This window comes from Agrobacterium larrymoorei (assembly GCF_037722385.1).
GTDB classification, from domain to species: Bacteria; Pseudomonadota; Alphaproteobacteria; order Rhizobiales; family Rhizobiaceae; genus Agrobacterium; species Agrobacterium larrymoorei_C.
Genome location: NZ_JBBKAQ010000006.1, coordinates 267,581 through 280,109, shown reverse-complemented (window position 1 = coordinate 280,109; position 12,529 = coordinate 267,581). Strand labels below are relative to the sequence as shown.

The window sequence follows — 12,529 nt, the reverse complement described above, 5'->3', positions numbered from 1 at the left end:
GTGAGGAGACCTTTGGATTGGAAAACAACGTCACTCCCCTCCCCTCATAGATCAATCAGGGCGATGCCCAGTTCCGGTTTCTTGCGGCGACGCAGCGCGACGGCACTTTCGCGGATAATGATCTCCAATGTCGGATGGACGATACCACTGATAAAATGCCCGCCCTTGGTCGAGCCATCGGCAAAACCGAGGACGGCATGCATGTGGACGCTGGCATTTCCTTCGTCATCGACAGCCACGTCACCAATGGCACTGAGCACTTCCGATTGGGTATCGACCGGAATGTCGATGTAGCTTTTCTGGGTAAAGTTGAAAAAGCCTAGCTTCGCCTGCCTAAAGGCACCAATTGCTGTCAATGAGGCTCCGGTGATGTTCTGCTCCTCACAGAACTTGGTGATGGCGCCGAAGGCTTCCTCGCCATCCTCCAGAACCAGAACGAAGTTTCGCTCGCTCCAGGGATCACTTCTACCAAGCTCTTTGCTCTCCATGTCACTGCCTCTCTGCCGTTTAGAACCACAAGGACAACTGGCCGCATGCTTTCGAGGTTCCTTGAGAGGAACGATGTCGCTGCAAAGCTCGTTGAAGGAGGATAAATCAGAGGAGGGCCAGATGGCACATATCGAAGACGACACGAGCAAGGTTTGGGATCTGGCTGACAAGATCGGCTTTTGCATGCTGACGACGCAGACCGGTTCCGATCTTCGCGCACGCCCTATGGCGGCCCACACGGAGCGGTTGGAAAATGCCTTCTATTTCCTAACCGATGTTGCAAGTCATAAGGATGAGGAGATCGCACGATATCCAAATGTCTGCCTCGCTTTCGCAGATTCGAAAGGACAGAAATACGTCTCGATTTCCGGCGTTGCTGAGGTGCAGAACGACCGTGAGCGCATTCGCGACCTGTGGTCGACGCCGGCGAAAGCTTGGTGGGACAGTGCGGAAGACCCGTCCATCCGCGTTCTGAAGGTTACACCGTCGTCTGCTGAATATTGGGACAGCCCCGGCACCGTCATCAGCTACATCAAGATGGCAGCGGCAGCCGTAAGCAACACTCGCCCCGATATGGGCGAGAACGCCAAAGTCGATATGTAAAACACCAATGGCCAGCGGATCATCGCTGGCCATTATTTCTATTTAAAGCCAGTCCTACGCCGCGTTCAACTTCAGACCGGCTCGACCTTCATCTTCAGGCTCGTTTTTGGCCTTAACGTTACCTTCATCAGTGGCTCAGGCGCACCGCTATCATTTTTCAAGCGAAGCTTCTGAAGAATGACGGCGAGAACAGCAACGGCCTCCATAATGGCGAATGCGTTTCCGATGCACACACGCGGACCTGCTCCAAAGGGCATGTAGGCATAGCGGTGGCGAGCTTTTACGGCCTCCGGCGTGAACCTCTCAGGATCAAACGTCTGAGGCGCATTCCATATCGCTGCGTGGTGATGGACAGCGTAGATCGGAACGAACATAACGGTCCCTTCCGGCACATGGTAGTCGCCAAGTTTGAAGTCTTCGAGCGCCGTCCGAGTGATGATCGGCGCCGGTGGGTAGAGCCGCATCGCTTCCGAAAACACCTGTCTCGTATAATGAAACTGCGCGATATGGTCCGGCTCCACTTCGCCGCCTTGCGTTACCTCTTCGATTTCCGCCAACACCCGCGCCTCGCATTCGGGATGTCTCGCCAGAAGATCGAATGTCCAGGCAAGACCGAGGGCCGTAGTCTCATGTCCCGCCGTGATGAAGGTCATCAGATTATCGATGATCTCAACATCGGTCATCATGCGCCCGGTTTCGGGATCGGCTGCGGACATCAGCATGGAGACGAGATCATGACGATCTGACGGGGTATGTCGGCGCTCTTCCAAAACGCTCATCAGACTTGAGCGTAGAAACTCCACCGCCTTCCTCGCGCGTCCTCTCCCTGGATAAGGTGTCCACTCTGGCGCACGGACGACACCAAGTGCAAAGGTCCAGCCGCTGGGTCGAAGATAGTCGGTGATGCTGCGCTCGACACGCCCCACATCAATGCCGTGACCGCCCGACATCATCGTTTCAACAATGATATCGAAGGTTGTCTTCATCATCTCGTGACCAATATCGATAGTCTCATCTCGGTCACGCAACAGTCGGTCACGCGTTTGTCGCGCAGCATCAAGCATAGCTGGCTGAAGGTCCGTCAAGGAGGATGGGCGAAAGGCGCTGGCAACCGACTGACGTTGCCATTTCCAATGCGCTCCATCGGCAGTCAACAATCCCGATCCAAGTGCCGGTCCAAGCGCGCGACGAACTTGGTCGCCTTTCCCCAACACATCCGCATTCTTGACGAGCGCCTCGTGAATGAGCGCTGGATCAGAGATGTAGATGCTGACCCTTCCAGCAGTTCTCGAAAATACCAGCGGTTCGGTAAAGACGGCTGGCGGCAATGCATCCAGCGGATTGCGGATGAGTGCTAGCAGCGCTTTTGCTGTCGAGGTCTCCATCACCGGCCCCATCGGCTTCAATGATAGGCTTTGGTCGTTCAATTGACTGCTCCCTGTCATTCACTCTCGTTCCTTTGATATGGGAAGCCCTGGGTGGATTACGAATGTCATGAGCAGCTTATGTTGGTCCTATGGATCAATTCTCCCTCGCCCTGAGCTTTTCAGGGAAGCGTATTGCGCGGCGCAAAGAAGGTTCTCAGCACAGCAATGGCGGTCGGCTGGTGCTCTTTGAGATTTTAGATCGGAGAAGCGCCATCAGCATCGGTTTCACGCTGAAGTTGTTGCTGTGCGTCTTATTGATCAAGCTTCTAAGGTAACCACCGGCCGAGTAGATCTGCTCGGATCTTTCCAAGATACACGCTATGATTGTGTATGTAGCCTGTGAGCCTACCCGTTTCTCCGCTTCATCGTAAGCTGACTGGCTGATGGAGAGCATGGTTTTCACAACGTTTGCAGCGCTTTTGAGGTCTGTCCAGCTCCTGACCGCGCCATTCGGGCCGTAAAGCGATATTTCCGGGCAGGCTCTTAGCACCGTCTGGAGATCATATTTTTCTTCGCTAACAGTTCCGTCATCTTTCATGCCTAAAGTTGCCTCTGGCGCAGATTGAGTTGTTGTAAGCATCTCGGTTTCCGGGACGCTCGCGTTTTCCACAAGGTTGGCATCTTCAAAATAGGATTCGGATTCTGAACTCTGTATAAGCCGCTCATTTTGATAGGCATTGGCGCTTATTTTTTCAATTTCTACCTGTTTTTCCAAAAGCTTAGAGAGTTCATCGCGAATTTCGTTCAGTTCTTCCAGAACAAGGCTGAGCTGCGGCGCTCTGGTCTTGCGATCAAGCTTGGACGTGATGACAATTTGACGTGCGCGAAAGACGTCAAATCTCTCATTGTCCGATCCCTCTGCCAGAAGTTCGATGAATTTGACGATATCACGTCGGCAGAGGCTGATCCTTTCACGAAGACGCTGAAGTTGGAGACGCTCTTCGGCTAGCATTTCTGCAATGACTTCAATTTCGCTGGCGCGCGTGATGAGAGGTGACAGCGAAAATCCGAAAGCATCGCTGATACTGCCAGCGCGGTTCTTCCGGGCATATCGCTTCCCATTTGGACTATCCTTGCGCAGAACAAGACCCGCGTCGACAAGCGCTGCGAGATGCCGGCGCAGTGTCTGTTCCGACATCCCATGAGCGCGTAACGATAGCTGTTCGTTAGATGGGAAGACCACCAAACCATGTTCGTCGGACAGTTCTGTCTTCGGATAAAAGCTCAGAAGTGCATTGAGAACGGCAAGAGACCGATCCGAAACGCCAAGAACGGTTCTTGCTTCGCATATGCGACGGAACAGCTTCCATTTGTCGACGGACTGCTCCGCCTTGATGCGTTGGGACGCAAATTGGTGCGCGAGTTGGGCATAACTTACTCCTCGCCGCCCAAAGGGCGTCGTTACAATATCGCTATTCATGTCTCTCACCTTCAAAAAGGCAAAAGAAAATCGCTCACCGAAAAGATTTCGATGCCAAGACTCTTGACTATGATTCGCGGAAATGAGATTCTTCGGGTGCTTAAATCAAAGAAAGGCTTCCGCGCGGCAACGTTCGGGGGCTTTTTTCTTTTGGGCCAAATGCTCCTGTTTCTGTTTCAGTCGTTGGTTTCGTTAAAGCGCGTCGACTTTTCTAAAATCGGTACCGCGCCTTGATATGGTGTTCAAACTCGTCACTCACTCGAGAGCGCAATCGACCCCCGTGAGATGGGCGATGTTACTGTTTGGAGCGGTACTCCTCGAACAAAGTTTGCAGGTGCTCCAGAACAAAAGATGCGAACTCAGGTGCTTCCTTACGATCAATGGAGATGTCGATCTTCCGGTCTGTCTCCACAATCTTCGCAAGTTTCTGACCGCTCTTGGACGCCAGAACGCCGTTGCGTTTCGGTTCTACCTTCGGCTTGAGATATTCCAGCAGCGCCTTGAAACGCTCTTCCGACGCTAGCCTTTCGATGCGATCCTCTTCGAGGAAGGAGCGAGCGACATCGTTTACCTTTGATGACGTTAGCTGATCGGCGAGATCCATCCAGTTGCGTCTGCCGACACCGTGCGCCGGACCAATCTTGTCGACGATGTCATCGGGAATGCGCCCCACGACCGAAAGCATGTTGGAAAGGTCGCTCTTGTAGAGAGACATTGCCGCCATGATGGTGTCGCGGGAGAAGCGGAGCTGCAGCTTCTGGGCAAAGCGCGCCTTCTCGATATAGCTCAGATCGCGGCGTTCGTTGTTTTCCTGCCCCTGTGCGACGACGAGCTGTTCATCCGACAAATCTCGGACGACGGCACGAACGGAAATGCCGATCTCCGCAACGGCACGAAGACGACGATGTCCGAAGGCGACCTGATAGCGACCGGGTTTGTCTGGATGTGGGCGGACCAGGATCGGAACCTGTTGCCCCTGCTCACGGATAGCTTCGACAAGTCCCACATCCGCCTCGCGGGAGGCCGGCATGCGGTCAGGAATGAACGACGGATCGATATCTGCAGGATCAAGGGCAACGATCGCGAGACCTTCAGCGAGCTTCTTCTCGATTTCTTCTGCGCGTTTGCTGCGCTCCGAGACTTCATTGAGCGACTGGCCGATCATCCCAACGGGTGAATTGACGGTATCTGTAACCAGATCCGGCGAGCCAAGAATAGGACGGATACGCGGGCGCGGACGTTCCGCAGCAGCCTCGTTGTTATCGGCGCTGTTACCACCGAGATTGGCGAAGATTTGCTTTCTGCTCATGCGGTTCTACCCCACGCTTTTTTAATCAGGCCTTCAATTTCGGCATTCACATTGGTCATGGCTTCCAACGCACGGTCATAGGTCGACCGGGTGAAGAGTGTACGCTCGACTTCGAAAAGGGTTTGATTGGTCAAACCGGCATCCGAGATCGCCGTACTCTTCAGCATCGGATGGTTCAGAACGTTCTCGCCGAAGATGGAACGCAGGAACGCGACCATCTGGTTTTGCGGTCCATCGCTCGGCTCGAAACGGGTGACGAGATATCGCATCCAGTGATAATCGGAGCGCGCGCCGGCACGACCGATTTCGGAGAGAAGGTCGCCAGTCATCGCCAGGAATTGGTTCATGGACATGACGTCCAGCATCTGCGGGTGAACCGTGACGAGAACCGATGTGGCAGCTGTTAGGGCTGAGAGTGTCAGATAGCCGAGCTGCGGTGGGCAATCGATGACAACGACATCGTAGAAGTTCTGCACCTGCGCGATCGCCTGACCGATGCGGGCAAAGAACAGCGTATCGCCAGGTGCCCTGCGCATCAAAGCACGCGGGGTATCGTGCTCGAACTCCATCAGTTCCAGATTGCCGGGAATGATGTGGAGATCCGGGATATAGGTCCCACGGACGATTTCAGCGACAGGGCGCTGTTCGTCGTCATATCGGATAGCACCGTACAACGTCTCGTTGGGGCCGACATCCAATTCAGGCTGGTGGCCGAAGAGGGCGGAGAGACTGGCTTGCGGGTCAAGGTCGATCGCGAGAACACGATAGCCGCGCAACGCCAGATACTGAGCAAGATGGGCAGAGGTCGTCGTCTTGCCCGAGCCGCCCTTGAAATTCATCACTGCAACGACCTGCAACGCTTCACCGTCACGACGATGCGGCAGGTAACGCCGTGTACCGCGAGCACCCTGATCGAGATGTTTGCGGATGGCGTGGATGTCATCGACGGAGTAGCTACGGCGACCTCCACTTTGGGAGGCGCTGAGATCCGGCATCTCTGCCGCGATCTGCCGCAAATAGGCCTCGCCGATACCGATCAGCTTTGCCGTTTCGGAAGGAGAGAAGGTGCGCATCGTCTTTTCGGACAGCGGCGCAAATGTGTGAGCATTGTGCGCCTGAAGCTGTGCAGACAAAGCTGCCGAATGCTGTAATATGAGGCTCGTCAGATCGGGCGCTCTTTCAGCAATGTTTGGGTCGGCACCAGGTGTCATTTCTCTTTTTCCGCTCGTTAGATCAGTTGCGGTTTTTTCCGTCGAAATCGGATTTTTCCGCAACTGGGATATAAGCGCCGATTCTCTTTTTGACGCAATAGGCATTTCTCAGCCCAAACATGAATCTTTTCAGCGCTATACAAGGGCATGTTGAATCAAAAAATTGGTTTTCACCGGGCAGCGGGGTTGCGCGGCCGGAACTCTTTTTGCCGTGTTAGCCGCGGCTAACCGATTTTTATCGGCGCTCGGCGACAAGCAGTCTGTCCTGTATGTGTCAGTGCTTTCATTTGCTTTTTGCGGCGGTGTACGCTTTGCTGGCCATGTAATATCAAGGAGGCCAATATGATCTATGACGTCGCGGTAGTGGGATCCGGATTTTCAGCGATCAGTCTGGTGACCAATCTTTTGCAACTGCTTCCCGCTGGAACATCGATTGCCGTCGTCGGTGATGATGCCAGCTTCGGCAGAGGGACGGCATATCGTACGGAATTACATCTTCATCGGCTAAACGTACCGGCGGCGCGAATGAGCGCTTTTTCCGACCGGCCCGATGACTTCCTCAACTGGCTGAAGAGTCGGGGGCGGGATGTCGCTAGCTCGGGTTTTGCAAGCAGAAATGATTATGGGCTTTATTTGCGTGACACGCTTGCCGCGCTTCTCCGAGATCAGAGACAGCAAATTCGGGTTGACTTTATCAAAGCCAAAGCAATGTCTTGCTCCGTACACGATGACGGGCAGGTTGCGTTTCGCCTCAATGACGGAAGCTCGCTAATTGCCAGCCAGGCAGTGCTATGCCTTGGCGTTGGCACAGCCAGTTTGCCGCGGCTAACTCGAGACGCCGACATGGCGCTATTGCGCCGCGTCGTCCGAAACCCATGGCGCCTCAATTGGCTCTCCAAGGTTCAGCCCGATGACACTGTCTGTATTCTTGGCTCTGGTCTAACGATGATTGACCAGGTTTTATCGCTGAGGAATGCTGGGCATCGCGGAAAGATCCACGTCATCTCTCGCCGGGGCCTTGTTCCGCATAGTCATAGCACGTCTCCCGTCGCTCCTGTAAGCCCGAAGCTTAGCGGAGATTGCAGCGAGATCAGCCAAATCCTTGCCGATCTGCGAGGGATCGTGCGGGCAGGCGCTGAGTGGCGTGCGGTTATGGACGGCCTTCGCCCACAAACCCAAGAACTCTGGCAATCGCTTGATGAACAGAAGCGGGCGCGCTTCCTTCGCCATGCACTCGCATGGTGGAATATTCATCGGCACCGGGTAGCGCCCCAAGTGCATGAAGTTTTCGATGCGCTGCTCGAACAAGGAGTGGTCGAAGTTCACGCTGGCTTCGTACAAAGAATTGCCAAAGGGGAGGGGGGACCTTTCCTGACCTACCGCAAACGGGGCGGAACGGACGAGGTCAGAATGGCGTTCGACTGGCTGGTAAATTGCACCGGAATGGAGCGTGCGGGCGTCGCCCACTCGCCACTTCTGCAACAGATGGTCGCGGACAAGCTAATCGATACCGATCCGCTCGGGCTGGGCATTCGGGTCGATGCGCAGTCCCACGTTCTCACTCTTGATGGGCATGAACAGCCGCGGCTCTACGCGGTGGGTGCCTTGACAGCGGGGCAGTTTTGGGAAATTACTGCTGTGCCCGACATACGTGTGCAGACTCAGAAGGTTGCCAAAGCGATCAGCCAAATCGTTCAAATCGAGTCACCGCAGAGCGGCCCAAATTCAGTGAAACAGGCGATACGAAGTGCAGAAAGCAAAGCGTGACTTTGCTTGGATATGATGCTTTTTGTCGTTTAATAACAGAGTGATAAAAACGCTAAATTTTGAGTAAACTTTGGTCGAATTTGCGTCCGGGCTGGCTCTCCAACCCGGACGTTTTTCGTTACGGACGCGGCGATCAAGCAGCCCGATGAAGAGCGTCACCGATCATCGAGACGATCGTGTCGATCTGGTCTTCCTCGATGATCAGAGGAGGAGACAGCGCAATGATGTCGCCGGTGACGCGGACGAGAAGGCCCTTCTTGAAGCAATCGACAAAGACATCGTAAGCACGCGTTCCTAGCGCGCCGTCGCGGGGCGCAAGTTCGATGGCACCGACAAGGCCGAGATTGCGGATGTCCACAACATGTGGTGCGCCCTTCAATCCGTGAAGCGCATCTTCCCACTTCTGCGCCAGAGATGCCGCGCGTGTCAGTAGCCCTTCTTCCTCATAGATCTCCAGCGTCGCAATGCCGGCTGCGCAGGCAACGGGATGGCCAGAATAGGTGTAACCGTGGAAGAGTTCGATCTGGTTCTCCGGGCCGTGCATCAATGCGTCATAGACGTAGCGCTTTGCGAACACTGCGCCCATCGGGATCGAGCCGTTGGTAATACCTTTAGCCGTGGTGACCAGATCTGGAACAACGCCGAAGTAATCCGTGGCGAATGGCTGTCCGAGGCGGCCGAAGCCGGTGATGACCTCATCGAAAATCACGAGGATGCCATGCTTGTCGGCAATGGCACGCAACCTTTCCAGATACCCTTTCGGTGGCAGAACGACGCCGGCCGAACCCGACATAGGTTCGACAATCACCGCGGCAATCGTTTCTGCGCCGTGAAGCGCGACGAGGCGTTCCAGATCTTCGGCAAGCTCCAAACCATGCTGTGGAAGACCCTTGCTGAAAGCGTTGCGCTCCACATCGAGCGTATGGCGCATGTGGTCGGCAGGGATCTGCGGGAAGACGCGGCGGTTGTTGACGAGACCGCCGACCGAGATGCCGCCGAAGCCGACACCGTGGTAACCCTTCTCACGACCGATGATACGTGTGCGCGTTCCCTGACCGATCGCGCGCTGATAGGCGATGGCGATCTTCAGCGCAGTGTCGACCGATTCAGATCCCGAACCGGTGAAGAAGACACGGTCAAGCTCGGCAGCGGCACCGCCCGGCGCATGCGCGGCGAGCTTTTCGGCAAACTCGAACGCGATAGGATGGCCCATCTGAAATGTCGGCGCGAAATCCATCGTGGAGAGCTGGCGTTCGACAGCCGTGGAAATGCGCTTGCGGCCGTGGCCAGCATTCACGCACCACAGGCCGGCCGTGCCATCGAGGATCCGGTTGCCGTCGATATCGGTGTAGTACATGCCTTCAGCACTCGCCAGCAGACGAGGTGAAGCCTTGAACTGGCGGTTCGCCGTAAATGGCATCCAGAAATTGGAAAGGTTTGGCATGTTGGGTTTGCTTTGATGGTCCATAAGGGTCCCCTTGACTTGGATGATGCATCCATCCGCGACTTTATGGCCGCAAACAAGTCCTTTTCTGTTCAGCCCTAAGCTATTGTTTTAACTGAGCAGGAGAGTGTATGTTTGCGATATACCGAACATGTGAAACGCGGAGATTTCAATGAGCGTCGATATTGGCAACAGATTGCGTCATCTTCGGTCGATACACAAGTTGTCGCAGCGTGAGTTGGCAAGACGAGCAGGAGTGACGAATTCGACGATTTCGCTGATCGAGTCCAATTCTGCCAATCCGTCCGTTGGCGCCCTGAAGCGAATCCTGGACGGCATCCCGATCGGTCTCGCGGAGTTCTTTGCTTTCGAGCCAGACAAGCCGCGCAAAGCCTTTTATGCTGCCGAGGAACTGGTCGAGATTGGCAAAGGGCCGATTTCTTACCGGCAGATTGGCGACAACCTGTTTGGAAGGAGCCTGCAGATTCTCAAAGAATGCTACCAGCCCGGCGCCAGTACCGGCCGTGTGCCTTTGGTGCATGATGGGGAGGAGGGCGGCATCGTGCTTTCGGGCCGACTGGAGGTGACCGTGGATGACGAGCGTCGCATTCTTGGGCCGGGTGACGCCTATTATTTCGAAAGCAGACGTCCGCATATTTTCCGTTGCGTCGGGCCGGTGCCGTGCGAGGTGATCAGTGCCTGCACGCCACCAAGCTTCTAACGCTATAGCTCAATTAGCCGACGAAATGATCGCTTTCGATCTAGGTCAAGGCGGAGCCGAGCTTTCGACAAAAAATTAGATACCCTGGCTCAGTCCTCACCAGGATAGGGATTTGCCTTCGTCAGCTTTGCCAAGTGCACGCTGTTGCGCGCCAGCATGTCGACAGCCTTGGTCACTGTTTCGGGAATGTGCTCCAGATCGGAAAAATTCGTGCTGCCCATTGCTTCGCCCACCCAATAGGCCACAGCGTTCGGGGCAATCGTAAAGCCGACATCGTTCAGGGCTTGATAGAGTTCAGCGGAGACATGATGGGCGCCGTCTTCATTGCCGACGACTGCAACAGCGGCAATGCGTCCGTAAGATACCATTCGGCCAGCGTCGTCAGTCTCTTCAAGAAATGCATCCATACGTTCCAATGCACGCTTGGAAACGCTACTTGGCTGTCCAAGCCAAATTGGCGTGCCTAGGATGAGAATGTCCGCGTCGAGGATCTTCTGGCGAATGGACGGCCAGTCGTCCCCTTCGCCCTCATCGGAGGTTACGCCTGGCTTTATATTGAAGTCGGCAAGGCGAATAGTTTCCGTCTCAACGCCATCTTTTGACATCGCCGCTGCGATGAGTTCAAGCATGCGGTCAGTCGATGACGGCTCGCTGTCGGACGTCTTCAAGGTTGCGTTGAGCGCGATCGCTTTCAAAGCCATTGTCGTCTTCTCCAGAGTGATTATTTTCCCGTAACCGCGACACGGGGGGCTTGTTCCCGTGTCGCGGATTGCTGAATCATGGCTCGAGGCGCGTCGATCCGATTTACCTCGACTGGGGAATGATGCTGATCATCTCGTCTTCCGATGGCTGCTCAGCAGGATCCAAATGGAGAGCCTGATCGCCTTCGACCCTGCGAGATCGTGAAGCTGCGGGCAATGTTATGGTCTGCCCGGTCTCAAGTGATCGCTCAACAGCGGCAAGGACGCGCATGTCCATCAGGCCCTCTTCGCCATCTGCTTCCGGATTTCGGCCGTTTAGAATGCAGTCGGAAAAATACTGTGTCTCGTTACCGAATTGATCGACCGGTTCGAAGACGTGCTCCTTCTCCCCGTCATCGGTGATTTCGCGATAAGCGATCCCGACGGACGATCCGAACATGTAGCAGGGCGAGGCTTCAATGGTTGCCTTCGTTCCAACCAATGTGAAGTTCTCGGCCGATGCAGTCGCATAGCTGACGGTAAACTGCGCCGTACGCTCTTGCGGAAACAGCAAGGTGACCGCGACCGTGTCATGAAAGTTGAAGCCGCGATCCTTGGTCTTGGTCCCCATCGCATGAACTGCGATAGGCTCGCTACGAAAGAGATTGCGCACGGCATTCAGCGGATAAGCACCCATATCGGGTACAGGGCCGCACCAATAGCCATTATGACCGCGGGAATTTTCTTCGGCAACATTCTGCGCGAAGGTCGACGAGAAGCTGCGGAGGTCGCCGAAGTCACCATTACGAGCGCGGGTGAAAAGCTCGACATTGCCGGGCTCATGGTGGAGGCGATACGCGATCATCAGCTTGGCGCCGCTTTTCTTCTGGGCCGCGAGGATCTGTTCCGCCTCCTCCACACTGGATGCCATCGGTTTTTCCAGTAGGACGTGAATGCCAGCTTTCAGTGCGGCAGCGGCGAACGGGGCATGGAGAAAGTTGGGGGTCGCCACATAGACGGCGTCAATCTCGCCAGATTTCAGCAGTTCGTCATATTGCTCGTATGACCAAGCCTTGATGCCGTAGAGCCCGGCAAGTTTGTCGGCTTTGACGGGATCGCCGGTGACCAACGCTGTTAGCTCGGAATTATTGGTTTGCTTGATGCCGGGCATGAAGGCCTGTTGTGATATCTGGCCTCCGGCGACGACGGCATAACGGATTTTCTTGTCTGATGTCGGCATTGTGCTCTCGATTTGCTGGATTGGGGAAGCAACACGGCCGGATGCGGCATTGCGAAAGGGAATGCCTGATCGCCAGCAATGTTCCGGATCGGCACGTTCCGCCTTCGACGTATCGCAATGGCGAAGCCTTCGCGACGATCAGCATAAGCGGAGACGTTGGCTTGACCGAGCAAGGCGGTTTCGTCTCAAGCGGCTTACGGACGCTAAAATACATTCTT

At 55.1% G+C, this 12,529-nt stretch carries 11 protein-coding genes; 3 read left to right on the top strand and 8 right to left on the bottom strand.

Annotated elements, in window-relative coordinates; genetic code table 11:
* Window positions 1-44: 44 nt before the first annotated feature.
* Window positions 45-488: a PPC domain-containing DNA-binding protein gene (locus WKI41_RS11005; RefSeq protein ID WP_340193521.1), complete on the bottom strand. Its 444-nt coding sequence runs from the start codon at window positions 486-488 to the stop codon at window positions 45-47.
* A gap of 121 nt (window positions 489-609) precedes the next feature.
* Between WKI41_RS11005 and WKI41_RS11000 the strand changes: the two genes are divergently transcribed.
* Window positions 610-1,092 carry a pyridoxamine 5'-phosphate oxidase family protein gene (locus WKI41_RS11000; protein WP_340193519.1) on the top strand — a complete coding sequence of 161 codons (483 nt, stop codon included), beginning with the start codon at window positions 610-612 and terminating at the stop codon, window positions 1,090-1,092.
* Window positions 1,093-1,163: 71 nt separating this feature from the next.
* On the opposite strand, the gene WKI41_RS10995 is transcribed toward WKI41_RS11000, so the two are convergent.
* The 4 genes from WKI41_RS10995 to repA all read right to left on the bottom strand — a co-directional run bounded on the left by WKI41_RS10995 (window position 1,164) and on the right by repA (window position 6,459).
* Window positions 1,164-2,537 carry a cytochrome P450 gene (locus WKI41_RS10995; protein WP_340193517.1) on the bottom strand — a complete coding sequence of 458 codons (1,374 nt, stop codon included), beginning with the start codon at window positions 2,535-2,537 and terminating at the stop codon, window positions 1,164-1,166.
* A gap of 136 nt (window positions 2,538-2,673) precedes the next feature.
* Entirely contained in the window at window positions 2,674-3,939 is a 1,266-nt protein-coding gene (gene repC, locus WKI41_RS10990) for a plasmid replication protein RepC (protein ID WP_340193516.1), read from the bottom strand.
* A gap of 295 nt (window positions 3,940-4,234) precedes the next feature.
* Window positions 4,235-5,248 carry a plasmid partitioning protein RepB gene (gene repB, locus WKI41_RS10985; protein WP_340193515.1) on the bottom strand — a complete coding sequence of 338 codons (1,014 nt, stop codon included), beginning with the start codon at window positions 5,246-5,248 and terminating at the stop codon, window positions 4,235-4,237.
* Entirely contained in the window at window positions 5,245-6,459 is a 1,215-nt protein-coding gene (repA, locus tag WKI41_RS10980) for a plasmid partitioning protein RepA (protein ID WP_082447420.1), read from the bottom strand. The genes repB and repA overlap by 4 nt, the downstream gene beginning before the upstream one ends.
* 342 nt (window positions 6,460-6,801) lie before the next feature.
* On the opposite strand from repA, the gene WKI41_RS10975 reads away from it, so the two are divergent.
* Window positions 6,802-8,226, top strand: a complete 1,425-nt coding sequence (locus WKI41_RS10975; RefSeq protein WP_340193514.1) for an FAD/NAD(P)-binding protein — start codon at window positions 6,802-6,804, stop codon at window positions 8,224-8,226.
* 133 nt (window positions 8,227-8,359) lie between these two features.
* On the opposite strand, the gene WKI41_RS10970 is transcribed toward WKI41_RS10975, so the two are convergent.
* Window positions 8,360-9,694: an aspartate aminotransferase family protein gene (locus tag WKI41_RS10970; RefSeq protein WP_340193513.1), complete on the bottom strand. Its 1,335-nt coding sequence runs from the start codon at window positions 9,692-9,694 to the stop codon at window positions 8,360-8,362.
* 148 nt (window positions 9,695-9,842) lie between these two features.
* Here WKI41_RS10970 and WKI41_RS10965 point away from each other — a divergent pair, with 148 nt between their 5' ends.
* Window positions 9,843-10,391, top strand: coding sequence for a cupin domain-containing protein (locus WKI41_RS10965; RefSeq protein ID WP_340193512.1), 549 nt, complete (start codon window positions 9,843-9,845; stop codon window positions 10,389-10,391).
* Between the two features lie 89 nt (window positions 10,392-10,480).
* Here the strand turns inward: WKI41_RS10965 and WKI41_RS10960 are convergent, their stop codons facing one another.
* Complete coding sequence (locus tag WKI41_RS10960) at window positions 10,481-11,092, bottom strand: flavodoxin family protein (protein ID WP_340193511.1); 612 nt, start codon at window positions 11,090-11,092, stop codon at window positions 10,481-10,483.
* A 103-nt stretch (window positions 11,093-11,195) separates the two neighbouring features.
* Window positions 11,196-12,311, bottom strand: coding sequence for a Gfo/Idh/MocA family protein (locus WKI41_RS10955; RefSeq protein WP_340193509.1), 1,116 nt, complete (start codon window positions 12,309-12,311; stop codon window positions 11,196-11,198).
* Window positions 12,312-12,529 lie beyond the last annotated feature (218 nt).